Below are 22,719 nucleotides of genomic sequence, written 5' to 3' on the forward strand. Positions count from 1 at the left end.
CGCCGCACCCTCATCGCCGGCTCCTCATGACGCGTCCCGCGCTGCCGGCTCCTCATCGAGGAACTCGTCGATCACCTCGTAGACGTCGCGGAGAGGGCGGGCGAAGCGGGGCAGGGTGATGATGCCGTGCAGAGCCTGCTCGACGCGGTGGGTCCGCACCCGGTTCCCGGCCTCCGCGAGAGCCCGGCCGTAGGCCTCCCCCTCGTCGCACAGCAGATCGAGCTCGGCGGTCAGCAGCAGGGTGTCGGGCTGGCCGGAGAGATCCTCGGCCATCAGCGGCGAGACCAGCCGGTTGCGGCGCATCGCGGGATCGGAGACGTACAGCTCCATGTAGTCCTGCACCTCGGTGCTGGTCAGGCGGTAGTCCTCGCCGTGGCTGCGCACCGAGGCGAAGGGGGAGGTCTCGGGGTCGTGGTCCCAGTGCATGACCGGATACAGCAGGATCTGCCGGCTGGGCGTGCGGTGACCGCGCTCGCGCAGCAGCAGGGAGACGGCCGCGGCGAGGTTGCCGCCCGCGGAATCGCCCACCAGCACGATCCGGTCGGGGTCCCCGAGCCCGGCCCGGGCAGGGTCCTCGAGCAGTCGGCGGGCGGTGCCGTAGCAGTCCTCGAGGCCGGCGGGGAAGGGATGCTCGGGCGCGAGCCGGTAGTCGACCGAGGCCACCCGGCAGCCGGTGAGGTCCGCCATGGTGGCGCAGGCCGGGGTGTAGCTCTCGATGTCCCCGGTCACCCAGCCGCCGCCGTGGAAGAACAGCAGCAGGTCCTCGCGGCGCTGCTCGCGCGGGGTGAACACCCGCACCGGCACCCGTCGGCCGTCCTCCCCGTCGGAGACGGTGTCCCAGGAGGGGCTGCGGTAGCGCGCCGGGGGCAGGGAGGCGAGCTGGCGCTGCAGACGTCGCACCCGTTCGTAGTCCTCCCGCATGTCGAAGCGGGCGAGGCGGAGCAGGCGCAGAGCGAGCCGCAGCAACGGGTTCACGGGCGCGGCGGTCACCGGCGCGCGACCGCTGCGGCGGAGGGCAGGTCCATCGCTGTCGGATCCATGCCGCTCAGGATAGACGCCGCCTCTCAGCGCAGGCCCCGCTTCTGCGCAGGTCCCGCTTCAGCGCAGGTCCCGCTTCTCGCCCGCGAAGCGCACGGCGGGATCCGCGTCGACCCGCCCCTCCCCCATCTCCACCACGGTCCCGATGAGCAGGCGATGGGTGGCGGCGTCGACCGCCTGGTCGATCCGCAGCCCGAAGTGGGCGAGGGCGCCGGGCAGGATCGCGTCGCCGTCGTCCGTGCGGGTGACCGCGAGGCCGCTGAGCATCCCCTGCAGCGGGGCGGCCGGGGTGCCGAAGCGGTCGGCCAGGTGGTGCTGGTCCGCGGCCAGCAGGGTGAGGCAGCAGTGCCCGGCCTCCTCGACCGCCTCGGCGGCGCGGGACATGCCGTACAGGGCCACCAGCATGGTCGGCGGATCGTAGGAGAGGTCGAGATAGGAGTCGACGGTCACCGCGAGGTCATGGGATCCCCGCCGCGTGCTCACCACGGCCAGGCCCACGGCGAGCAGGTCGCTCAGGCGCCGGTACTCGTCCTGGTCGACCGCGGGCGGGGTGCTCACGGCTCAGCGCGCAATGGGGAGCATCCGGGACCGGGCGGAGTCCGAGTCCACGATCTGCTTGCCGAAGGGGAAGCAGGTCACCGGGATCAGCTTGATGTTCGCCCAGGCCAGCGGGATGCCGATGATCGTCACGGCCTGCGCGATCGCGGTGCCGACGTGCCCGAGCGCCAGCCACCAGCCGGCGATCACGAACCAGATCACGTTGCCCAGCGTGCTGGCCGCACCGCCGGCGCGGGTGTCCACCACCTCCCGGCCGAAGGGCCAGATCACGAAGCCCGCGATCCGGAAGGAGGCGAGGCCGAAGGGGATCGTCACGACGAGGATGCAGGCGAGGATCCCGGCGAGCAGGTAGCCGAGGAACAGCGCCCACCCGGCGGTGAGCAGCCAGATGATGTTCAGGATCAGGGTCACGAGGGTGCGCATGCTCCCACTGTAGGCATCCGCTCCCGACAGCGACCAGGGGGATGTCCCCCTGGGCGGGCGGGGGTCCGCCGGACGACGGGTCTGTCGAGCGTCACGTCCTCGGCGTGCCGGCGGCTCCGCGATCGCGGATTACCCTGGGTCCCATGCCTGCTCCCGAGATCGCGCTGACCGAGCGCTTCCAGTCCGCCTTCGCCGCCGCCTTCGGGCCCGAGTTCGCAGGCGCCGACCCGATCATCCGCCCCTCGCAGTTCGCCGACTTCCAGTGCAACGCGGCGATGGGCCTGGCGAAGCGCCTGGGCAGGAAGCCGCGCGACATCGCCGCGGACATCCTCGCCGCTGTCGACCTCGAGGACATCGCCGAGACGCCCGAGATCGCGGGTCCCGGCTTCCTGAACATCCGCCTGCGCACGGACTGGATCGCGGCTCAGGCCGCGCGGATCGCGGACCCGTCGGCCGCCCTCGGCATCCCCCTCGCGACGTCGCCGCAGACGGTGGTGGTCGACTACTCGGCGCCCAACGTCGCCAAGGAGATGCACGTGGGCCACCTGCGCACCACGGTGGTGGGCGACTCGATCGTGCGCACGCTCGAGAAGCTCGGCCACACCGTGATCCGCCAGAACCACATCGGCGACTGGGGCACGCCCTTCGGCATGCTCATCGAGCATCTGCTGGAGGTGGGCGAGGACAGCGCCGAGGCGGGTCTGCTGGAGACCGATCCCAACGCCTTCTACCAGGCCGCGCGGGCGAAGTTCGATGCCGCCGAGGCGGCGGGCGCGGCGGCCGACGGCGGCGACTTCGCCTCCCGCGCCCGTCGGCGGGTGGCGACGCTGCAGTCGGGCGACGGCGACACCCTCGCGATCTGGACCCGCCTGGTGGAGCTGTCCAAGCAGTACTTCCACCGCATCTACGACATGCTCGACGTGACGCTGACCGACGCCGACCTCGCCGGCGAGTCCAGCTACAACGACCAGCTCGAGATCGTGTGCAAGGACCTCGAGGCCGACGGCATCGCCACGATCTCCGACGGTGCGCTGTGCGTGTTCCCCGAGGGCTTCATCGGCCGGGACGAGCAGCCCCTGCCGCTGATCGTGCGCAAGTCCGACGGCGGCTACGGCTATGCCACCACGGATCTCGCCGCGATCCGCCACCGGGTGCGGGACCTGGGCGCCGATCGCATCGCCTACGTGGTCGGCACGGCGCAGGAGCTCCACTTCCAGATGGTGTTCTCCGCCGCCCGCGAGGCGGGATGGCTGCCCGAGGAGGTCCAGGCGCGGCACGTGAAGATCGGCTCGGTGCTCGGCGAGGACGGCAAGATCCTGCGCACCCGCTCCGGTGCCTCGCTGCGTCTGATGGCGCTGCTCGAGGAGGCGGTGGGCACCGCCCGCACCGTCATCGAGGAGCTGCGCCCGGACCTGCCCGCGGTCGAGCGCGAGCAGATCGCCCAGGACATCGGCATCGGCGGCGTGAAGTACGCGGACCTCTCCACCGCGCACGACTCCGACTACACCTTCGACCTCGACCGCATGCTGGCCCTGACCGGCAACACCGCGCCGTACCTGCAGTACGCGGTGGCGAGGATCCGCTCGATCGCGCGCAAGGCCGAGGCGCAGGGCGTCACCGCGGCCTCCGCTCCCCACGTCGAGAACGGCGCCGAGCGGGCGCTCGCCCTCGAGCTGCTGGACTTCGGCTCCACGCTCGAGGCGGTCGGGGCCGAGTACGAGCCGCACCGCCTGTGCGCCTACCTGTTCTCGCTCGCCCAGGCCTTCACCTCCTTCTACGAGGCCTCCCCGATCCTCAAGGAGTCCGACGAGGCGGTGCGCGCGGGCCGTCTCGCCCTCGCCCACCTCACCGAGCGGGTCCTGGTCGAGGGTCTGGACGCCCTCGGGGTGAGCGCGCCGCAGCAGATGTGACCGGGCGGGACGCGTCCCGTCATCGCACGTCATCCGGCGTCACGTCCCGTCATGTCCCGCCCTGCGCGGCGGGCGATCCCGGGCAAAACGGTCACCCTCCGGGCGTCGTGACCGAAACGTGGCCCGACGTTATCCAAACGTGCCCGTGACGAGCGGTCCTCACACTGGTCCGGGCGGGACGGTCTTCCTACGCTTGAGCGGTGCCGCCGATCCGATCAGTCCACCTCATGCTGTGGGTCGCCTATGCGCTGACGGTGATCGTGCACGTCGGCTCGGTCACGGCCGACGCCGACATGGTCCGTCGCATCACGCAGCCCCTGTTCGTCCCGCTGCTGGTGGGGGTGCTGCTGACCGCCGCCCCGCACCGCTCCCGGACCACCATGCTGCTGCTCGGGGGGCTGCTGTGCGCCTGGTGCGGGGACAGCCTCGGACAGCTGCTTCCCCACGTCGAGCAGATCGTCACGGTGTCCGGCTTCCTCGGCGCCCTGATCTTCTACGCGGCCGCACTGGCCCCGATGTGGGCCCGCACCCGGGACGCGATGCGCATCGCGCTCGCGATCCCCTACGGCGCGGTGGTGATCGGTCTGTTCGTGGCCTGCGCGGACGGCGCCGGGCCCCTGCTCCCGATGGTCGGCGCCTACGCGATGGCGCTCGCGACGGTGGCCTTCCTCTCCGCGGGCGGCAACGGCCTGACCTGGAGCGGAGGGACGCTGTTCCTGCTCTCCAGCTCCCTGCTGGCGATGGACTGGTTCCTGCCGGGGGCCTCGATCGCCTTCAGCACCGAGCTGGTGATGCTCACCTACACCGTCGGGCACGCCCTGCTCATCGCCGGCATGGTGCAGGCGATGCCGCGGCGGCGCTGGACGGCGTGCGCGCCGGGCGCGGCGCTGGTGATCGTCGAGAGCTGATCAGCTGCCGGGAGCCAGCGCCCGGGCCAGCAGCTCCGCCTGCTCGCGGTGGAGCCGTTCGATGTCCTCGCCCTTGCGGGGGATCAGCTGCAGGCCCAGCCGTCCGCTGATCTCGCGGTAGGACAGCTCCGCCCCGTTCTCCTCGAGCTGCAGCCGCGCCACCCGCACGTCGGAGAGGAACAGGTCCCGCAGGCCCACGCTGAGGTGGATCGGCGGCAGCGCCGCGAGGCTCCCGTTGATCGGCGAGAGGTCCGGATCGTCCAGGGAGGTGCGGCCCGCGTAGCGGCGCGCCGCACCCCGCAGCAGGCGGCGCTCGTGCACCGGGTCGATCTGGTCGGTCTCGGTGATCCCGGAGTTCGTGAGCTCCAGATCCAGCCAGGGGGACATCGCGATCACGGCCGACGGGGCGGGGACCGCTCCCGTCTCGCGCAGCCGGCGGGCGATGACGAGGGCGAGACCGCCACCGGAGTGCTGGCCGGCCAGCACCCAGCGCCGCCCGTCGAGGCGACCGTCGGCGACGAGCGCGGCCAGCGCCGCCTCGACGTCGTCCCGCGCGACCGGATGCTGGTGGTCGGGGGCGTTGCGGTAGTCGATCATCAGCCCGGCGCAGTCACGGGCGTCGGCCTGGCGTGACAGCCAGGCCCAGTCGCTGGTGAAGGGCCCGGAGACGTAGGCGCCGCCGTGGAGGAACACGATGATGCCGTTGTCCGCGCGATGCTCGTCGAGCCAGACGGTGCGGGTGCGGCCGACCATCTCCGGCTCGATCGCGTGGGACTTCAGCACGTGCCCGGGAGGCTGCGGGCTGCGGGCCTCCCGCAGCGCCTGATGGGTCAGGGTCGAGGGGATCGGGATGCGGCGCACGGCCCGCGCCCCCGTCACCACGGCGTCTCGGATGCGGCCCATCTGTGCCTCCTGTCCGCGACCCTCGCAGGTCGCCTCGCTGGCGGATGCCTCCAGACTAACGAACCCGCCTGTGCCCGGGGTCCACGGGTCACCCGCCTCCGGAGCGCCCTCGCCCCCGGTACCCTTCGACCATGACCACCTCCCTGCCGGCGCCCACCGGTCCGCTGCTCGTGCTCGCCGCCATGCCGGAGGAGGCGGCGCCGCTGGTCGCGCGCCTCGAGGGACCCACGGTGCTCACGCCCCCCTTCGACGGCGGGGTCGCGGCGGTGCGCGGTCGGCTCGGCGGGAAGGACACCCTCGTGGTCACCACCGGGATCGGCATCGCCGCCGCGACAGCGGCGCTCACCTGGGCCGTTCTCGAGGCACGGCCAGGAGCCGCGGTCGCGGCCGGGTCCTGCGGGGGCCTCGCGGCCGACGTCGAGGTCGGCACCCTGATCGTCGGGGAGACCTTCGCGTACTCGATCGCCGACGCGACCGCCTTCGGCTACGCCCCCGGACAGGTCCCCGGCTCCCCCGAGCGCTTCACCGCCGATCCCGCCCTGACCGACGCCGCCGAGACCGCCGCCCGGTCCGTGCACGGGCCGGGCGAGGGAGGTGCCGCGGTGCGCCGCGGGCTGATGCTCGCCGGCGACGCCTTCGTCACCGCCCCTCTCGCGGCACCGATGAGGGAACGCTTCCCGGACGCGCTCAGCGCTGACATGGAGACCACCGCGAGCGCCCGCACCGCCGCGGCCCTCGGGGTGCCGTTCACGGCGCTGCGCGCGGTCTCGGACCTGTGCGGCCCGGCCGCCGGGCAGCAGTTCCACCTCGAGCTGGACCTCGTCGCCGAACGCTCGGCCCGCGCCGTCGCGGCTCTCGCCGGCGCCCTCGCCCGCGTCTGAGCGCCCGCCCCCTGCTCAGCGCGCGCCCTCGCCCGAGCTCCCCGCCGGCCCTGCGTACCCTGCGGGCCCCGGGGGCCCTGCTGCACGGTGCTCCGCTGTGCGACTGCGCACGTGATCACGCTCCGCGTTCGTCCCCGCGGCAGGAGACGGAGGTACGGTGCCCGGGCCCCTCCCACCGCCGCGGGACCCGAGTCCACTCGGATCCACGTCGGTGTGCCGGGCCGTCCCCGTCCCCGACCCGCGGAAAGAGCGATCGTGGCCTCCTCGGCACCTGACTCCTCCACCACGACGACCGACGCCTCGCCGGCCGCCCCCCGATATTCCCTGTCCAAGCCCGTGTTCTTCGTCGCGAGCGGCATCATCGTGCTCGCCGTCGCGTTCGCGCTGCTGCTGCCGAACACGTTCAACGACGTCATCTCGACACTGAACTCCACGGTCGTGGACTCGATCGGCTGGTACTACGTCCTCCTCGTCACGGCCTTCGTGGCGTTCGGGATCGTGGTGGCCGTGAGCCGCATGGGCGACATCAAGCTCGGCAAGGACGACGACGAGCCCGAGTACGGCGTCTTCTCCTGGTTCGCGATGCTCTTCGCCGCGGGCATGGGCATCGGCCTGGTGTTCTGGGGCGCTGCCGAGCCGCTGACCTTCTACGCGGACACCGCCTCCCCCGGCATCCCGCCGAACGCGGCCGGGATGGACGGTCCCACCCGCGCCGAGCGCGCCCTGGGGCAGACCTTCCTGCACTGGGGCCTGCACGCCTGGGGCATCTACGTGGTGGTCGGACTCGCCGTCGCCTACGCCGTGCACCGCAAGGGCCGCCCGGTCTCCATCCGCTGGGCCCTCGAGCCGGTGCTCGGCAAGCGCACCGACACCTGGATCGGTGACGTCATCGACATCATCGCCCTGGTGGGCACCCTCTTCGGCATCGCGACCTCGCTCGGCTTCGGCGTGAACCAGATCGCCGCAGGGCTCGACCACCTGGGCCTCCTGCCGAACTCGACGCTCGTGCAGGTCGTCATCGTGATCGCGGTGACGGCGCTGGCCACCCTCTCGGCCGCGAGCGGCGTGGACAAGGGCATCAAGCTGCTCTCGAACCTCAACATGGCGCTGGCCGCCCTGCTGCTGGTCGCCGTGCTGATCCTCGGCCCGACGCTCTTCCTGCTGCGCGACGTCGTCTCGAACGTCGGCTACTACCTGCAGAACTTCCTGCAGCTCGCGTTCCAGACCCAGCCCTTCCGCGGTGAGGACGGCGCCCGCTGGCTGGGCAGCTGGACCACGTTCTACTGGGGCTGGTGGATCTCCTGGTCGCCCTTCGTGGGCGTGTTCATCGCCCGCATCTCCAAGGGCCGCACGATCCGCGAGTTCATCACCGGCGTGCTGCTCGTCCCGACCTCGCTGACCTTCCTGTGGTTCACGATCATGGGCGGCACCGCCCTGTACGAGTCCGTCATCCAGGGAGTCGACTTCACCGACGCGGCCGGAGCGATCGACCCGAACACCGCACTGTTCGACACCTTCGCCCAGCTGCCGGCGGGCGCGCTGCTCTCCGGCATCGCCGTCGTGCTGGTCTCGATCTTCTTCATCACCAGCGCCGATTCGGGCGCCTTCGTGATGGACATGATCGCGCACAAGGGCGATCCGAACCCCCCGCGCATCACGCGCATCTTCTGGGCCTCCGCCTCGGGGGTCATCGCCGCCTCGCTGATCTGGGTGAGCTCCCTGTCCGGGGACGCCGAGGCGAGCGGCATGACCGCGCTGCAGTCACTCGCGCTGCTCTCCGCGCTGCCGTTCTCGATCGTCATGATCGGCATGTGCGTCTCGCTGTGGCGCTCGCTCAGCGACGAGGTCAAGGTCATCGCGAAGCTCGAGCTGCAGCTGCGACAGCGCGAGTTCGTGGAGCGGTACTCCGCACAGCTCACCGAGGAGGTCAGCGACCGGGTCGAGTCCCAGGTCGCGGACCATGTCGAGTCCCATCTCGAGGGCGAGTACGGCCAGCAGTTCCAGGCCCAGCTGCACCAGCAGGTCGCGGGGCAGATCCACGACCAGGTCGCCGAGCAGCTCTCGACCTACACGAGCGAGCAGCCGGCGCTCGGCGCGGACGGCGAGGACGGCTCGTCGGCCCGGGCCGACCAGCTCGGCGCGGTCGGGTCACGCGGGCGCCGCGCCCGCTGGAGCCCCTTCCACCGGGAGGACTGAGAGGGCACGGAGGGGGCCGCGCGGACGCCGCCTCCTCCGTGCCTCCGCCCCGGGGTGCCTCCGTCCCGGGATCAGCGGGCGACGTGCAGGATCTCTCCGCCGCCCTCCAGCGCCTGCAGGTTGCGGGTGATCCGCTCGTCGGCGCCCACCGGGCGGCCTCCCGCCGCGTGGGGCGTGATCAGCAGCCGCGGCGCATCCCACAGCGGGTCCTCGGCCGGCAGGGGCTCGGGCTCGGTGACGTCGAGGGCGGCGCCGCCCAGCGTCCCCGCCTCGAGCGCCTCCCGCAGCGCGTCCTGATCGACCGTGGCGCCGCGGCCCACGTTGACCAGCAGGGCATGGTCCGGCAGCGCCGCGAGCACCTCCCGGCCGACGACCCCGCGGGTCGCCTCGGTGGCGGGCAGGTTGTTCCCCAGACTGTCGACCTCGGGGAGCGTCTGCAGGACGGTGTCCTCGGCGATCACCTCGACGCCCGCGCGGGTGCCGGCGCTGCGGGCCGCCCCGCGCACCTCGGCGCCGAGCGCCTGCAGGGTCGGGGCGAGGGTCTGCCCGATCTGACCGAAGCCCCAGATCAGCACCCGTGCGTCGAGCAGGGTGGTGATCCGCCCCTCGGGATGCAGGGGCTGCAGCCCGCCGAGCTCCTGGGACCACTCGTGGCGCTGCTGGGCCTCGCGGCTCTCGGGCAGGCGGCGCACCAGGCTCAGCAGGAGGGCCAGGGCGTGCTCGGAGACCGTGGCCGAGTGCAGGCCGGCGCCGGCGGCGATGACCACGTCCTTCCCGAAGCCGGCGGCGAGGATCCCCTCGACGCCCGCCGCGAGGGACTGCACCAGGCGCAGTCCGCCGAGGTGCTCGGCCGCGGAGGCGAGGTGGCGGCGGGAGGACCCCCACACCACGAGCGCCGCGGCGTCATGGTGCTCGGCGGGGATCTCGGCGCGGGCGTCGACCACCACCGCCTCCCAGCCCTCGGGCAGCGCGGGGTCCAGCGGAACGGTGTCGGGCAGCAGGATCTTCATGCCCCCAGACTACGGAGCCGCCCCCCGCGACGGCGCATATCTCGGATGCCGACCCTCGGGCAGGACCGATAGCCTTCCCGCATGCCCTCCGGTACCGCACCGTCCCCGTCGTCCCTGGCACGGATCGCCGGCGGTGCCCTGCGTACCCTGCGCGCCGCGACGCGGAGCACCCGCCGGCGGGCCCGCCGCACGGCGATCGTCGCCCCTCTGGACACCGGCGGCTTCCTCGGCGCCTCGGTCACCGCCTGGATCTCGACCTCGCCGAGCCTGCTGCCGCGCACCTGGTGGATGTGGGCGGCGAACATCGGCCTGTCGGAGGTCTACGGCTACGCCAGCGGCGCCCTCGCCGGCCGGGCCCTGCACCGGGTGGCGCGGGAGCTCGGGCTGCAGGTCGAGATCGCCCCCGGGCACCGCCGACGGGCCCGCTGGGTCGGTGCGAGCGCGCTGGTGGGCATCACCGCGTACTCCTGGGTGCGCGGCGTGCTGCGCCAGCGGGAGATCAGCCACCTCGTGCAGCAGGAGCCGAAGAACCTCGCCACGCACGTGGTCGGCTCCGCCGCGGGTCTCGGCGCGTCCGTCGGCGCGCTGCTGGTGGCCCGCTCCACCCTCGCCACCGCGCGCCTGTACCGGGCGCTGCTGCGCCCCTACCTGCCGCCCCGCATCGTCGGGGTGCTCTCGCTGCTGCTGACCGCGGCGACGGTCGCCGTGATCACCGACCGGCTGATCCGCGGCCGCGTGCTCGAGGGCATGATCGAGCGGGCCGACGCCGCCAACCGCCTGATCTCCCCCGATGTGCCGCGGCCCACCTCCTCGCTGCGCTCGGGCGGGCCGGGATCCCTCGAGACCTGGCAGTCCCTCGGCGCCCCGGGGCGCAAGATCGTCTCCGCCGGGGCGGACCGCGAGCTCATCGCCCGCACCGTCGGCCGCCCGGCGCTCGACCCGATCCGGGTCTACGCTGCGCGCTCCGCCTCGCGTTCCCTCGAGGAGACCGCGCAGGCGGTGGTGGCGGAGCTGGACCGCACCGGGGCCTGGGACCGCGAGGTGCTGGTGCTGTTCACCGGGACCGGCACCGGCTGGCTGCAGGAGTGGTCGCTCGCGGCGATCGAGTTCCTCACCGCCGGGAACTGCGCGACCGCCTCGATCCAGTACTCCTATCTGCCCAGCCCCCTCGCCTATCTGGCGGACCGCCGCACCCCCGAGCAGGCGGGGCGGCTGCTGCTGGGGGCGGTGCGCCGCCGGCTCGCCGAGCTGCCCGCCGAGCGCCGCCCGTCCCTGTACGTGGCCGGGGAGTCGCTGGGCTCCTTCGGCGGCCAGAGCGCCTTCCGCGACGTGCGGGAGATGCTCACCACCGTCGACGGCGCGGTGTGGACCGGCACCCCGAGCTTCACGCCGCTGTGGCAGCAGCTCACGGCCCGCGCCCGCCCCGGCTCCCCGGCGGTCGCGCCGATCATCGACAGCGGCCGTCACGTCCGCGTGGTGACCCGTCCGCAGGACCTGCACCGCAACTACTGGGGCGGGCTCTACGAGCCCTGGCAGCATCCGCGCGTGGTCTACGCCCAGCACCCCTCGGACCCGGTGGTCTGGCTCGACCTCTCGCTGCTGTGGCGGGAGCCCGCCTGGCTGCAGGAGCGGGTGGGGCACGACGTCACCCCGGCGATGCGCTGGTTCCCCTGGATCACCTTCTGGCAGATCGCGGCGGACATGCCGCTGTCGATCGCGGCCCGCGGCGGGCACGGGCACTCGTACCACGAGGAGATGGTCCCGATCTGGGCCGCCGTGCTGGGTCAGGACGTCACCGAGGCGGAGCTGAGCGTGCAGATCCGGGAGCACCGGGCGATCGTCGACGCGATCCGGGCGATCACCCCGCAGGGCTGAACGGGGGCCGACCCGCCCGGATGCTCAGGGGCTGAGGGGATCGGGGCTCAGGGGGTCGGGCCGACGGCGACGGGCCGCTCCGGATCCGCGCTCCACTGCGACCACGAGCCGGGGAACAGCCGCACCCGGCCGAAGCCGGCGCTCTCCAGGGCCAGCGCGTCATGGGCGGCGGTGACACCGGACCCGCAGTACACGATCGTCTCGCGGTCCTCGCGCACGCCCGCGTCCTCGAACCGCCGGCGCAGCTCGGCGGGGGTCAGGAAGCGGCCCTGCTCGTCGAGGTTCCCGGAGAAGGGGAGGTTCACGGCACCGGGCACGTGCCCGGCGCGCGGATCGACCGGCTCGACCTCGCCGCGATAGCGCTCCGGGGCGCGGGCATCGACCACCAGCGCGTCCCCGGCGGCGACCTCGTCGGCGCTCGCGATCCGGCGCTCGGGCCAGTCGCGGGCCGTGACGTCCCCCGGAGCGGGCTGCACGTCGTCGGTCTCGAGCGGGCCGTCCCAGGCGCCCAGCCCGCCGCTGAGCACGGCCGCGTCGTGGCCGAGGGCGCGCAGCATCCACGCCAGGCGACCGGCCGGGGCGCCGTCGGCGTCGTCGTAGACCACCGCCGTCGCCCCTTCGGTGACCCCGGCGCGGCGCAGCGAGGCCGCGAAGTCCTCGGGCCGCGGCAGCGGGTGCCGGCCGGCCGCGGGGCGGGCGGGGGCGGCGAGCTCGGTGTCGAGGTCGACGTACACGGCCTCCGGCAGATGTCCCGCGAGGTAGGTGTGGCGGCCCTTCGAGCCGTCCAGGGCCCAGCGCACGTCCAGCAGATGCAGGGGGCGGCCCTGCGCCGCGCGCTGCTCGCGCAGGGCTCGCAGCTGCGGGACGTCGATGATCGGCGGCAGCGCGGCGGTCATCCGCCTCAGGCCTTCAGCTGCAGGTCCACCCGCACCAGGCGGTGGTCCGAGGCGGGGAAGGGGTGCACGCCGGTCAGCTCGCTGCCGGGCTGTCCCTGCTGCGGCCAGTACACCGCGGAGGAGACCACCTGCAGCGACCGCGAGGGCAGGACGTAGTCGACCCGCAAGTTGCCCGGGGAGGGATCGTCGCCGAAGTCCGCCGTGTCGAACCGGGCCTCGCCGCGGTGGTCGCGGTTCGCCCCCGCCTGCTGCTCCGCGGCCTCCGCGGCGCCCTCGCTGGCGGGCCTGGTGTCCTGGACCCGGGCATGGCCGAGCAGCTGGTCGATCGCACCCGGCCAGGAGTCGCCGTCCAGCGGATCGGAGTTCTGGTCGCCGAGGATCACGAACTGCTCGCGCGGGGCGAGGCCCCCGCGCCCGCCCTCGTCGTCGATGATCCAGTTCGCGCGCCGTCCGGGGCTGAGGTAGTCCGCCCACAGGCGGATCTCGTCGCTGTTGCGGCGCTGGTTGCGCTTCTCGGGACCGTCGAAGCTCGGCGGGGTGGGATGGGAGGCGAGCACGTGCAGCGTGGTGGTGCCGATCCGCACCGGCACGTCCCAGTGGGACTTCGAGCTCAGGCGCATCTTCCCGGAGATCTCCGGGCCGTAGAACTCGGTGGGCATGAGGTTGCTGGGCATGTCCGACCAGAGCAGGTGCTGGAAGGTGCGCACCTTCTCGGTGAGGATCGGGTGCCGGGAGAGGATCACCATCCCGTACTGGCCGGGGAACTCGCCGAAGCCCCACGCGTCGTCGGGCCCGCCGACGCTGCCGTCGCGGTCGAGGTCGAGACCGCTGGGCACCCCGGTGTTCACCGGTGCGGTGAAGGCGTAGGGGTAGAAGACGGGGCTCTTCCCGTTCTGCGGGACCTCGAGGAACTTCTCGCGGAAGAGGTCGATGCCGCGGCCGTCCTCGTCGTGGTCGAACTCGTTGAGCAGCAGGACGTCGGGATTGTTGATCTGGATGATCTCCGCGACCGCCCGGATCTGCTCGTCCTTCCCGCCGGCGAGGTCCTCGAGCAGCTGCCCGTCCTTCGCGCGGTTCAGGGACGCGTTGAAGGTCGCGACCCGCAGGTTCTGGAAGCGGCCCCGCCCGCGTGCGGGGGCCGGGGCGGCCTCGGCCGCAGCAGGCAGGCCGAGCCCGGCGGCGGCGGCCGCGACGAGCGCTCGACGACGGGTCACGCGAGGAGTCATGCTCCCATTGTGCACTCTCCGGCACGGGTCCCGCACCGCACCGCCGACGCCGCGAGACGCGCCGGATGCGGGCGCGATGAGAGACTGGACGCATGAGAATCGCGTTCCTGGGCACCGGCCGCATGGGCACTGAGCTCGCCCTCCACCTGCTCCCCCGTCACCAGCTGACCGTCTGGAACCGCACGACGGAGCGCACCGCGCGCCTCGCCGAGGCCGGGGCCGCGGTCGCCCGCACCGCCGCTGCGGCGGTCGAGGGCGCCGAGCTGGTCATCACCTCGCTGTTCGGCCCACCTGCCGTGCGCGAGACGGTGCTCGAGCCGGGACTGATCCCCGCCGACGTGCCCTGGGTGGACACCACCACCGTCTCCCCCGCGGACGCCGAGGAGTTCGCCGCCGCGGTGCCCACCTACGTGGCCGTGCCCGTCGTCGGCTCGCTGGGGCCGGCGCGCAGCGGGGCGCTCGGCGTGTACGTCGGCACGCCCGACGAGGCGCTGCGCGCCCAGGTGCTCGAGCTCGTCGCCCCCTGGGCGGACCCGGAGCGGCTGCGCGGCGTGGACTCGGCGCGCCGGGCCGCCGTGGGCAAGCTGCTGGCGAACCTCGCCCTCGCCGTCAGTGCGCAGGGGCTGCGGGAGGCGCTCGCGCTCGCGGAGGCCACCGGCGTCTGCGCGGAGGACGCGCTGGAGATGCTGGGCGGCACCGGGCTCGCGTTCCTCGCCGGGATGAAAGGGCCGTTCGTGCGCGGCGAGCGCAGCACCGAGGGCGGGGACTTCACCGCGGACGCGATCGCCAAGGACGCCCGCCTGATGATCGACACCGTCCAGGACGGCGAGCGGCCCGGCGCCGACCTCCCGGCCCTCCGCGGCGCCCTGGCCTCGCTGGACGCGGAGATCGCCGCCGGTCGCGGGGAGGACGACTTCTCGACGATCCTGCTGCCGGGCGCCGAGCGCACCGGCGGGTGAGACCGCGCCGGGGGCATTGACCGTCCGGGACGGGGTCGCTAGGTTCGCCGGCGAGAGGTGAGCCACGTCACGGCCCCTCCGGACGAAGGAGTTCCCATGAGCAGCCCCGTGCGCCGCCGCACCCTCCTGGCCACCGGGACGGCGGCCCTCGCGACCGCCGGCCTCGCCCCGACGGCGGTCGCGAGCCCTCCGGCGCCCGGCCGCGAGCGCCGCGCCGACGTCACCCTGGACGCCGAGGTGCTCGACGGCGGGGAGCAGATCGTCTCGGTGACGATCGACGCCTCCCGCCAGGGCGGTCTGGTCGCGGGCGAGCTGCCCGCCTCGACCTTCACCGTCAACGCCCGCGCCACCGATCCGCTGACCGGCGAGGAGGCCTTCGACCTCGACAGGACGGTCACCGCGGCGAGCATCGACCCTCGCGGCCGGATCACGGTGGAGCTCGAGCACGGCTTCGGTGTCGCGGGGGCGGACACCCTGGGCTGGAAGGAGGACGCGGCCCGCAACGTGCAGCTGGACCTCGAGTACACGCTCACCCAGAACGAGCCGCTGCCCGTCCGCGGCGGCGGCGTCCCGTGGATCTCCGCTCTCGTGCAGGGCGATCTCGTGAGCCCCGAGGTCGACGCCTTCACCGCGCACGTCTCCGCCTCGGGCACGAACTACCGCCTGTTCAGCCCGCCGCGCGACGGGCGGACGGATCCGCTGCCGCTCGTGGTGTGGCTGCACGGCGGCGGCGAAGGAGGGTTCGGGGAGGACGGCGGCGAGTACTACGACAACGAGACCGCGCTGCGAGCCAACCGGGGCGCCCTCGGCCCCGCCACCGCCGAGGCGCAGGAGATCCTCGGCGGCGCGCTCGTCCTCGCGCCGCAGTGCCCGTCGGCCTGGATGGAGGACGGACCCCGTTTCGAGCCCCTCGTCATGGAGATCATCGAGGAGGTCGCCGCCTCGCACCCCGTCGACCGCGACCGGATCCACGTCACCGGCGCCAGCAACGGCGGCTACATGACCCTGAAGATGGTCGTCGAGAACCCGGGGGTGTTCGCCTCCGCGGTGCCGATCTGCGGGGTGGTCCGAGAGTACGGCGACATCCCGGGCCCGCTGATCCCGGATTCCGAGCTCGCATCGATCACCGAGCCCACCTGGCTGATCACCTCCGCGGACGACGCCACCGTCGACCCGATCGCGAACACGGTGCACGCCCATGAGCTGATCGAGGGATCGATCCTCAGCCTGTACGACACGGTGACCTGGGAGGGCGTGGACTATCCCGGCCACTTCTCCTGGATCTACGCGGCCCGCGACGACCCCTCGCACGAGGGCGAGAGCCTGTGGGAGTGGACGGCGGCGCAGCGGCTCTGAGGACCACGCCCCCGAGCCCCTGCCCCGATCACCGATCCGCCAGGATCCCCTGGGCGGCCTGTCGACCCGAGAACAGGCAGCCGCCGAGGAAGGTGCCCTCGAGGGCGTTGTGCCCATGCATCCCGCCGCCGCCGAAGCCGCTCGCCTCGCCCGCCGCGTACAGCCCCGGCAGCGCGCCGGCCCCGCCGCCCGGCCCGCGCTGCACCCGCCCGCCGAGGTCGGTCTCGAGGCCGCCGAGGGTCTTGCGCAGCAGCACGTGCAGCCGCACCGCGATCAGCGGACCGGCCGACGCATCCAGCAGTCGATGGGGGCTCGCGGTGCGGATCAGGCGGTCCCCGATGTAGGTCCGCGCCCCGTGCAGGGCGGTGATCTGGGCGTCCTTCGAGTAGCGGTTCAGCACCTCGGCGTCCCGCGCCCGGATCACGCGCTCGAGGTCGTGGGCATCGAGCAGGTCCTCCCCGGTCAGCGCGTTCATCCGCGCGACCAGGTCGGGGACGGTCGCGGCCTGCAGGAAGTCCTCCCCGTGATCGAGGAAGGCCTGCACGGGACCCGGGGCGCCGGGCCTGATGCGGCCGAGCACCTGCCTCCAGTCCTTGCCGGTCAGGTCCGGGTTCTGCTCGCTGCCGGAGAGCGCGAACTCCTTCTCGATGATCTTCCGCGTGAGCACGAACCAGGAGTGGTCGTGCCCGGTGGTGCGCAGGTGACGCAGCGTCGAGGTGGTGTCGAAGCCGGGGAAGGCCGGCGCGGGCAGACGGTTCCCGCGCGCGTCGATCCACAGCGAGGAGGGGCCGGGCAGGATCCGGATGCCGTGCCCGCGCCACACCGGGTCCCAGTTGCGGATCCCCTCGGTGTAGTGCCACATGCGGTCCTGATGGATCCAGCGGGCTCCGGCCCGTTCGGCGGCGAGCATCCCGGACCCGTCCACGCTCGCGGGGACCCCGTGCACGACATCCTCCGGCATGGTGCCGAGCTCGGCCGGCCACAGCGAGCGCACCAGCTCCTCGTTCCCTCCGATGCCGCCGGTCGCGACGAGCACCGCCGCCGCACGCTCCTCGAACTCCGCGGCCACCTCCCGGGTGGAGCCGACGCCCCGCGGGGCCCCGTCGGGGGCGAGGACGCTCCCTCGCACGCCGACGGCGCGGCCGTCCTCGACGAGGATCTCCTCGACGGCGTGCCGGGGACGCAGCGTAATCGCCCCGGACTCCCGATGCGCGGCGAGCTTCCGGGCGAAGGGCTCGACGATCCCGGGACCGGTGCCCCACGTGAGGTGGAAGCGCGGCACCGAGTTGCCGTGCCCCTCGGCGCGGCCGTCGCCGCGCTCGGCCCAGCCGACCACGGGGAAGGACCGGTGCCCCATCCGGTGCAGCCAGTCCCGCTTCTCCCCGGCCGCGAACTGCAGGTACGCCTCGGCCCAGCGGCGCGGCCAGTGGTCCTCGGGGGTGTCGAAGGCGGCGGAGCCCAGCCAGTCCTGGCGGGCCAGGTCCAGGCTGTCGCGGATCCCGAGGCGGCGCTGCTCCGGGGTGTCGACCAGGAACAGACCGCCGAAGCTCCACCAGGCCTGCCCGCCGAGGTCCCGCTCGCCCTCGCGCTCGAGCAGCAGCACCCTGCCGCCGCCGTCGGCGATCTCGGTGGCGGCCACCAGGCCGGCCAGCCCGGCGCCGACCACGATCACCTCGGCGCTCACCTCACTGCACCCGGATGCGGTCGACCCGCGTGAGGTGGTCGGTGCTGTTGCGGCCGGACATGCTGCGGCTGCGCTGGCGGTTGTTGGTGCCGACCCTGCGGTCCTGCTGCTGGAGGTTGCCGACGCGGACGTCGGTCTCCTTCTCGAAGTGATGGCGCTTGTCCGTGTTGCGGTAGTAGCGGTAGATCCCGCCGTAGACGGCGGCGAACACCGCCGGTCCGATCACGAAGGGAGCGATCAGGCCTGCGATCGCGGAATCGGAGTCGGCCAGCAGCATCGCGGTCCCCGGATCGGCGGACAGCGCGGCGAGCAGCGGGAGCATCACGGCCTCCTGGGGATCGGTGTCGGGGTCGCCGGTGTCGGGGTCGCCGGTGTCGGGGTCGCCGGTGTCGGGGTCATCGTCGTCGGCCTCATCCCATCAGGAACCAGCTGAAGCCGAGCACCGCGGAGACGACCGTCGCGACGCCGCCCACCGCGCAGGCCACGGCGAAGATCTTGGGATGGGAGACCGGGACGGAGCCCATCGTGGTGCCGTTGCGGGCGTTGACGGCGATGTAGTGCACGAGCGAGCCCTCGCCCTTGGCCGAGTCCGCGTAGCTGTACAGCCACACCGGGACGTACACCGAGACCCAGCGGGTGCCGTGCACGGCCACGCCCTCCTGCTCCCAGCGCACGCCGCGGTCGTAGCGGCCGACGGTGGGGGTCGCCTTGGCGCGGGCGATCGCCAGGAACCGGTCCTCGACCTCGTCGTCGACGTCGCGCACGTTGAGGTCGCGCCGCTCGGAGGTGAAGCCCTTGAGGTAGTTCGAGTTGTAGGCGACCGCGTTCTCGGTGTCGTACGGCTGCACGGCGCCCAGGATGTTGTTGGTCGCCTGCTGGTTGTCCTTGGTGTCGTAGCGCTGGGCCGATTCGACCGCGAGATCGTCCACCAGCAGGTCGAAGGCGCGCTGGACGGCGTAGACGTCCGCGTCGTAGTACGTCTCGGTGCGGCGGTTCTTCCCGCTGCCCCGGGTGACCGTGTACTGCCGGGTGGTGACCTCGCCGGTGCCCCGCAGGACCGCGTGCATGTTGCCGTCGACGACCATGTAGGGGATGTACACGCCCATGACGTTGTCGGGGACGAACTCGGCCTTGAACCGTCCCAGCGCGAAGGTCTTGCGCTTGCCCGCGAACTCGTCGATCCGCTGGACCGCCTCCTCACGCGTGAGCTGGAAGGGCAGCACGGCGTCGGGCACCGCACCGTTGGGGATCTGGGTGTTGATGGACAGCGTCTGCCGGCACCAGTGACAGCGGGCCTGCAGCTCCTTCTCGACGTTGACGACCACCTCGGCCCCGCAGCCCTGGCACTTCAGGGTCATGGTGGTGAGGTCCTCGCGGACGTCCGCGGTGCCCGAGGCCAGGGTGTGTCCGCGCAGGTCGGCGATCGACGAGTCCAGCCCGAAGGCCTTCTCCGCGTTCTCCTCGTTCCAGGTGTGACGGCAGTAGGAGCAGTACAGCGCCTTCGCGCTGAGCGAGTAGTGGATGTCGGTGCTGCCGCAGCGCGGGCACTTGTTCAGGCCGTCGTCGCGGCTCGAGCTGGTGTCGATGATGCGGTTCGCGGAGTGCTTCCGCGCCGCCTCCGCCGCCTCCGCGACGGCCTCGTCCCCGAGCATCTGCTGTTCCTGCTGTCCGGTGGACGCGGGCGGGGCCGGCCCGTCCGCGCCCTGGGGCGGGACGGGCCGGTCCGGGCGTGCCCACTGCGGACCCTGGGGATCCGGCGGATCCTGCGGAGGAACGGTCATCGTCGTGTGGTGCTCGGCCGGCTCAGAGGCCGAGCGCGGCCTTCTTCGCCGCCTCGTAGTCCTCGTCGCTGATCAGGCCCTGCTCCAGCATCTGCTTGTACTGGGCGAGCTTGGCCACCGGGTCCTCCTGCTGCGGCGCGGCCTGCTCAGGAGCCGCCTGCTGTGGCGCCGCCTGCTGCTCCTGTCCGCCCTGCGCAGGAGCGGCCTGCTGACCGGACGGGTTCGTGGGCTGGGCGGGGTTGACCATGCCGCCGGCAGCACCCATGCCCGCGCCGAACATCGCCAGCCCTGCGCCGCCGCCGGTCTCCCCGGCGGACTGCACGCCGCGCGCGGCGGCCTGGTTCATGAAGGACTGCGAGCGGGCGCCGGAGAGGGCGTCGGCCTTCTGGACGTCGTTCAGCAGCTCGCGGGTGTTCTTGTCGTACTCGATGGAGACGATGGCCGTCTTCACGATCGCGAGGCCGCGGTCGCTGGACCAGCGATAGCCCTCCTCGACGGCGGCCGAGAGCGACTGCGCGAAGCCCACCGAGTCGCCCTGGATGCGAGAGATGCGATTGCCCTTGTCGGGATCGTTGGTGTACCGGGAGAAGGCCTGCGCGAGCGAGCCGACGACCTCCTGGAACAGCTGGTTGCCGGCCTTGTTGTCCGGGTCGGCGAAGTCGAACACGGAAGCGTTCGCGGAGATGAAGCTCGCGGGCACGAAGTTGTGCACGAACAGCAGCGGGTCGATGATCCGCAGCGTGTACGAGCCACGGGTGACGGCACCCACCTGGGCGTTGAGGTAGGCGTCGTCCCAGTAGATCTCCGACTGGGTGCCGAAGCGGTTGTCCGGGATCTCCTTGAGGCTCACGTAGAAGGCGAGCTGCTGGGAGGAGGGGCGACCGCCGAACTTGAACCGCTCCCACGAGGTGCCCACGGTCGAGGCGAGAGCGTCGTCGCCGGCGAAGACCGAGCGGGCGTCCGGCGAGGCGTCGTTGAACTCGTAACCTCCGGCCTCGGTGATCAGGCCCGTCGCACGGCCGTCGACGACCGTGATCAGGCCGTAGCCCTGCGGGACCAGGATCTTGGACCCGTTGGAGATGATGTTCTCGCTGCCGCGGGTGTTCGAGCCGCGGCCGGCGTTGGTGCCCTGCGGAAGGGCCGGGAACAGCGCCGCCGTCTGCGGCAGGCCGCTCGGGACGGTCAGGAAGTCCTTCCACTGGTCCGCGAACGTGCCGCCGATGGCACCCTTGAATGCCTGGATGAATCCCATGTCTGCTCCTTCGTTCCCCCGGGGAGAGTGTGATCGCCGACATGCTATCCCTCGCGCCCGGACGTCCGCTGGGACACCCGCGGCCGGAACACCCGATACCGTGCCGACATGCAAATCCCTCGGCACCGTGACCGAGTGCGTGATCGCCTCGAGGTGCGCCAGGTCCCGATCTACCTGGGCGCGATCGCCGCCGGCCTCCTGCTCGGTGCCCTCCTGCCGGGCACCGCCGAGGCTCTCGAGATCGCGGTCGAACCGGCGATCGCGGCCCTGCTGCTGGTGACCTTCCTCGGGATCCCGCTGCGCGCGCTGGGCCGCTCCCTGCGGGATCGGCGCTTCCTGCTCGCCCTGCTGGCGGTGAACTTCGTGGCCGTGCCGCTGCTGGTCCTGATGATCACGCGGCCGCTGGTCGGCGCACCGGAGCTGCTGGTGCCGGCGCTGCTGGTGCTGCTCGCCCCGTGCATCGACTACGTCATCGTGTTCGCGGCACTCGCGGGCGGTGCCCGGGAGCGCCTGCTCGCGGCGACACCGCTGCTCATGCTCGCCCAGATGCTCGCTCTGCCGGTGCTGGTCCCGCTGCTCGCCGGCAGCGCCGCGGCGGACCTCTTCTCCCCGGCGCCCTTCCTGCGCGCGCTGGTGCTGCTGATCCTGCTGCCGCTGCTGCTCGCGGCGCTCCTGCAGCGCCTCGTCCCCGCGCTCGACCTCTCCGGGACGATGGTGCCGCTGATGGTGCTGGTGCTGCTGTGCGTGGTGGCCTCGCAGACCCCGCGAGTGCTCGGGGCGGGGACCGCGCTTCTCGCGCTGGTGCCGGTCTACCTCGCCTTCCTCGTGCTCGCGACGGCGGCCGGGATCCTCGTGTCCCGCCTGGCCCGGCTCGAGGTGCCCGAGGCGCGCGCCCTGACCTTCTCGGGCGCGACCCGGAACTCGCTCGTGGTGCTGCCGCTGGCCCTCGCCCTGCCCTTCCCGCTCGCTCCCGCTGCGGTGGTCACCCAGACCCTCGTGGAGCTGGTGGGAATGGTGGTGCTGGTGCGGGTGCTGCCGCGGCTGCTCAGGGACGGGTCGCGGCTACCAGCACAGCGGTGACGGGGAACGCGAGCACGCCGCCCGTCCCGGCGAAGGGCCTCCACAGCTCCCGTGCCCGCCGCTCGATGTCCGCGCGCACCGCAGCCGTCTGCGCCCGATGGAGGCGGCCCGCGCCACCGACTCCTCCCGCGATCCCGGCGATCAGGTCCTCGGCCGTGATCTCCCAGATCCAGCGCAGCTCCTCGGCCCGCACGATCCGCAGCCCCGCCTGCGCCGCGAGGAGCGCGAGCCCGTCGGCCGACCGCTCGAAGTCCAGCTCCGGCACGAGGTGCGTGCTCGGCACGGGAACGGCACCTGCCGCCCTGCTCGCCGCGGCGTAGGCCGCCAGGTGCGGGCCGGGGTCGCTCGGCCAGATCGTCAGGGCGATCACGGCCGACGGGGCCGCGACCCGGGCGAGATCCCGCACCGTCGCACGCGGATCAGGCACATGGTTGACCACGAAGTTCGCGGTGATCGCGTCCCTCGAGGCGTCCTGGACCGGGAGCACCGGCGAACCCGCCTCGAGGACCGTGAGGTGCTCCCCCGCGGCCCGTGCCGCGGCGCGGGTGCTCGTCACCATGTCCGGGTCCGGATCCACGGCGAGGACGCGGCGGCCCTCCTGGGCGGCGGCGAGGGCGAGATCGCCGGTCCCGCAGCCCAGGTCGAGATGGCGAGAACCCGGCGCGGTGGCCTCGATCAGCGCGGGGACGCTCCCCGCGCACAGCGTCGCGAAGGATCGCCGATAGGCCTCGGCCACGCCGCTCCAGGTGCTCATGGAGCCATTGTCCCCACAGCGGCGATGGC

At 72.9% G+C, this 22,719-nt stretch carries 20 protein-coding genes; 8 read left to right on the forward strand and 12 right to left on the reverse strand.

Annotated elements, in window-relative coordinates; translation table 11 throughout:
* Window positions 1-24: 24 nt before the first annotated feature.
* The 3 genes from ACT3SP_RS07845 to ACT3SP_RS07855 form a co-directional block, all read right to left on the reverse strand.
* On the reverse strand, window positions 25-975 hold the full coding sequence (locus ACT3SP_RS07845; RefSeq protein WP_444586927.1) for an alpha/beta hydrolase: 951 nt from the start codon (window positions 973-975) through the stop codon (window positions 25-27).
* A gap of 123 nt (window positions 976-1,098) precedes the next feature.
* Complete coding sequence (locus ACT3SP_RS07850; RefSeq protein WP_444586709.1) at window positions 1,099-1,596, reverse strand: flavin reductase family protein; 498 nt, start codon at window positions 1,594-1,596, stop codon at window positions 1,099-1,101.
* Window positions 1,597-1,599: 3 nt separating this feature from the next.
* A complete protein-coding gene (locus ACT3SP_RS07855; RefSeq protein ID WP_444586710.1) occupies window positions 1,600-2,019 on the reverse strand; it encodes a YccF domain-containing protein in 420 nt (139 codons plus the stop codon).
* 143 nt (window positions 2,020-2,162) lie between these two features.
* Here ACT3SP_RS07855 and argS point away from each other — a divergent pair, with 143 nt between their 5' ends.
* Together argS and ACT3SP_RS07865 are read left to right on the forward strand one after the other, a co-directional pair.
* Window positions 2,163-3,929, forward strand: coding sequence for an arginine--tRNA ligase (gene argS, locus ACT3SP_RS07860; protein ID WP_444586711.1), 1,767 nt, complete (start codon window positions 2,163-2,165; stop codon window positions 3,927-3,929).
* Between the two features lie 200 nt (window positions 3,930-4,129).
* Complete coding sequence (locus ACT3SP_RS07865; protein WP_444586712.1) at window positions 4,130-4,837, forward strand: lysoplasmalogenase family protein; 708 nt, start codon at window positions 4,130-4,132, stop codon at window positions 4,835-4,837.
* Here the strand turns inward: ACT3SP_RS07865 and ACT3SP_RS07870 are convergent, their stop codons facing one another.
* Entirely contained in the window at window positions 4,838-5,740 is a 903-nt protein-coding gene (locus ACT3SP_RS07870) for an alpha/beta hydrolase fold domain-containing protein (RefSeq protein ID WP_444586713.1), read from the reverse strand.
* A 131-nt stretch (window positions 5,741-5,871) separates the two neighbouring features.
* Here ACT3SP_RS07870 and mtnN point away from each other — a divergent pair, with 131 nt between their 5' ends.
* Both mtnN and ACT3SP_RS07880 read left to right on the forward strand, forming a co-directional pair.
* Window positions 5,872-6,621, forward strand: coding sequence for a 5'-methylthioadenosine/S-adenosylhomocysteine nucleosidase (gene mtnN / locus ACT3SP_RS07875; protein ID WP_444586714.1), 750 nt, complete (start codon window positions 5,872-5,874; stop codon window positions 6,619-6,621).
* Between the two features lie 255 nt (window positions 6,622-6,876).
* Window positions 6,877-8,817 carry a BCCT family transporter gene (locus tag ACT3SP_RS07880; protein WP_444586715.1) on the forward strand — a complete coding sequence of 647 codons (1,941 nt, stop codon included), beginning with the start codon at window positions 6,877-6,879 and terminating at the stop codon, window positions 8,815-8,817.
* Between the two features lie 71 nt (window positions 8,818-8,888).
* Here the strand turns inward: ACT3SP_RS07880 and ACT3SP_RS07885 are convergent, their stop codons facing one another.
* Window positions 8,889-9,827: a phosphoglycerate dehydrogenase gene (locus ACT3SP_RS07885; protein ID WP_444586716.1), complete on the reverse strand. Its 939-nt coding sequence runs from the start codon at window positions 9,825-9,827 to the stop codon at window positions 8,889-8,891.
* A gap of 81 nt (window positions 9,828-9,908) precedes the next feature.
* On the opposite strand from ACT3SP_RS07885, the gene ACT3SP_RS07890 reads away from it, so the two are divergent.
* The gene (locus tag ACT3SP_RS07890) at window positions 9,909-11,702 is read left to right on the forward strand and encodes an alpha/beta hydrolase (RefSeq protein ID WP_444586717.1); all 1,794 of its coding nucleotides are present in this window, start codon (window positions 9,909-9,911) and stop codon (window positions 11,700-11,702) included.
* A 47-nt stretch (window positions 11,703-11,749) separates the two neighbouring features.
* Here ACT3SP_RS07890 and ACT3SP_RS07895 read toward each other — a convergent pair whose 3' ends face one another.
* Window positions 11,750-12,598, reverse strand: coding sequence for a sulfurtransferase (locus ACT3SP_RS07895; RefSeq protein ID WP_444586718.1), 849 nt, complete (start codon window positions 12,596-12,598; stop codon window positions 11,750-11,752).
* Window positions 12,599-12,603: 5 nt separating this feature from the next.
* A complete protein-coding gene (locus tag ACT3SP_RS07900; protein ID WP_444586719.1) occupies window positions 12,604-13,824 on the reverse strand; it encodes an endonuclease/exonuclease/phosphatase family protein in 1,221 nt (406 codons plus the stop codon).
* A gap of 92 nt (window positions 13,825-13,916) precedes the next feature.
* Here ACT3SP_RS07900 and ACT3SP_RS07905 point away from each other — a divergent pair, with 92 nt between their 5' ends.
* Both ACT3SP_RS07905 and ACT3SP_RS07910 read left to right on the forward strand, forming a co-directional pair.
* Window positions 13,917-14,783: an NAD(P)-dependent oxidoreductase gene (locus tag ACT3SP_RS07905; protein ID WP_444586720.1), complete on the forward strand. Its 867-nt coding sequence runs from the start codon at window positions 13,917-13,919 to the stop codon at window positions 14,781-14,783.
* A 96-nt stretch (window positions 14,784-14,879) separates the two neighbouring features.
* On the forward strand, window positions 14,880-16,139 hold the full coding sequence (locus tag ACT3SP_RS07910) for a prolyl oligopeptidase family serine peptidase (RefSeq protein ID WP_444586721.1): 1,260 nt from the start codon (window positions 14,880-14,882) through the stop codon (window positions 16,137-16,139).
* A gap of 28 nt (window positions 16,140-16,167) precedes the next feature.
* Here ACT3SP_RS07910 and ACT3SP_RS07915 read toward each other — a convergent pair whose 3' ends face one another.
* From ACT3SP_RS07915 to ACT3SP_RS07930, 4 genes are all read right to left on the reverse strand, one after another.
* On the reverse strand, window positions 16,168-17,823 hold the full coding sequence (locus ACT3SP_RS07915; RefSeq protein ID WP_444586722.1) for an FAD-binding dehydrogenase: 1,656 nt from the start codon (window positions 17,821-17,823) through the stop codon (window positions 16,168-16,170).
* A gap of 1 nt (window position 17,824) precedes the next feature.
* Entirely contained in the window at window positions 17,825-18,145 is a 321-nt protein-coding gene (locus ACT3SP_RS07920; RefSeq protein ID WP_444586723.1) for a hypothetical protein, read from the reverse strand.
* Window positions 18,146-18,233: 88 nt separating this feature from the next.
* Window positions 18,234-19,604, reverse strand: coding sequence for a TFIIB-type zinc ribbon-containing protein (locus tag ACT3SP_RS07925; RefSeq protein ID WP_444586724.1), 1,371 nt, complete (start codon window positions 19,602-19,604; stop codon window positions 18,234-18,236).
* A gap of 22 nt (window positions 19,605-19,626) precedes the next feature.
* The gene (locus tag ACT3SP_RS07930) at window positions 19,627-20,856 is read right to left on the reverse strand and encodes an SPFH domain-containing protein (protein WP_444586725.1); all 1,230 of its coding nucleotides are present in this window, start codon (window positions 20,854-20,856) and stop codon (window positions 19,627-19,629) included.
* Between the two features lie 108 nt (window positions 20,857-20,964).
* Here ACT3SP_RS07930 and ACT3SP_RS07935 point away from each other — a divergent pair, with 108 nt between their 5' ends.
* The gene (locus tag ACT3SP_RS07935; RefSeq protein WP_444586726.1) at window positions 20,965-21,936 is read left to right on the forward strand and encodes an arsenic resistance protein; all 972 of its coding nucleotides are present in this window, start codon (window positions 20,965-20,967) and stop codon (window positions 21,934-21,936) included.
* Here the strand turns inward: ACT3SP_RS07935 and ACT3SP_RS07940 are convergent.
* On the reverse strand, window positions 21,902-22,690 hold the full coding sequence (locus ACT3SP_RS07940) for a class I SAM-dependent methyltransferase (protein WP_444586727.1): 789 nt from the start codon (window positions 22,688-22,690) through the stop codon (window positions 21,902-21,904). The genes ACT3SP_RS07935 and ACT3SP_RS07940 overlap by 35 nt on opposite strands.
* Window positions 22,691-22,719 lie beyond the last annotated feature (29 nt).

This window comes from Brachybacterium sp. AOP43-C2-M15 (assembly GCF_052446295.1).
Classification (GTDB): domain Bacteria; phylum Actinomycetota; class Actinomycetes; order Actinomycetales; family Dermabacteraceae; genus Brachybacterium.

What these genes read in the sequence shown, in the direction of transcription:
- ACT3SP_RS07885 (WP_444586716.1), bottom strand. Translation starts at nt 9,827, where the DNA reads ATGAAGATCCTGCTGCCCGACACCGTTCCGCTGGACCCCGCGCTGCCC.
- ACT3SP_RS07890 (WP_444586717.1), top strand. Translation starts at nt 9,909, where the DNA reads ATGCCCTCCGGTACCGCACCGTCCCCGTCGTCCCTGGCACGGATCGCC.
- ACT3SP_RS07930 (WP_444586725.1), bottom strand. Translation starts at nt 20,856, where the DNA reads ATGGGATTCATCCAGGCATTCAAGGGTGCCATCGGCGGCACGTTCGCG.
- argS (WP_444586711.1), top strand. Translation starts at nt 2,163, where the DNA reads ATGCCTGCTCCCGAGATCGCGCTGACCGAGCGCTTCCAGTCCGCCTTC.
- ACT3SP_RS07895 (WP_444586718.1), bottom strand. Translation starts at nt 12,598, where the DNA reads ATGACCGCCGCGCTGCCGCCGATCATCGACGTCCCGCAGCTGCGAGCC.
- ACT3SP_RS07905 (WP_444586720.1), top strand. Translation starts at nt 13,917, where the DNA reads ATGAGAATCGCGTTCCTGGGCACCGGCCGCATGGGCACTGAGCTCGCC.
- ACT3SP_RS07870 (WP_444586713.1), bottom strand. Translation starts at nt 5,740, where the DNA reads ATGGGCCGCATCCGAGACGCCGTGGTGACGGGGGCGCGGGCCGTGCGC.
- ACT3SP_RS07900 (WP_444586719.1), bottom strand. Translation starts at nt 13,824, where the DNA reads ATGACTCCTCGCGTGACCCGTCGTCGAGCGCTCGTCGCGGCCGCCGCC.
- ACT3SP_RS07925 (WP_444586724.1), bottom strand. Translation starts at nt 19,604, where the DNA reads ATGACCGTTCCTCCGCAGGATCCGCCGGATCCCCAGGGTCCGCAGTGG.
- ACT3SP_RS07920 (WP_444586723.1), bottom strand. Translation starts at nt 18,145, where the DNA reads ATGCTCCCGCTGCTCGCCGCGCTGTCCGCCGATCCGGGGACCGCGATG.
- mtnN (WP_444586714.1), top strand. Translation starts at nt 5,872, where the DNA reads ATGACCACCTCCCTGCCGGCGCCCACCGGTCCGCTGCTCGTGCTCGCC.
- ACT3SP_RS07910 (WP_444586721.1), top strand. Translation starts at nt 14,880, where the DNA reads ATGAGCAGCCCCGTGCGCCGCCGCACCCTCCTGGCCACCGGGACGGCG.
- ACT3SP_RS07940 (WP_444586727.1), bottom strand. Translation starts at nt 22,690, where the DNA reads ATGAGCACCTGGAGCGGCGTGGCCGAGGCCTATCGGCGATCCTTCGCG.
- ACT3SP_RS07935 (WP_444586726.1), top strand. Translation starts at nt 20,965, where the DNA reads ATGCAAATCCCTCGGCACCGTGACCGAGTGCGTGATCGCCTCGAGGTG.
- ACT3SP_RS07855 (WP_444586710.1), bottom strand. Translation starts at nt 2,019, where the DNA reads ATGCGCACCCTCGTGACCCTGATCCTGAACATCATCTGGCTGCTCACC.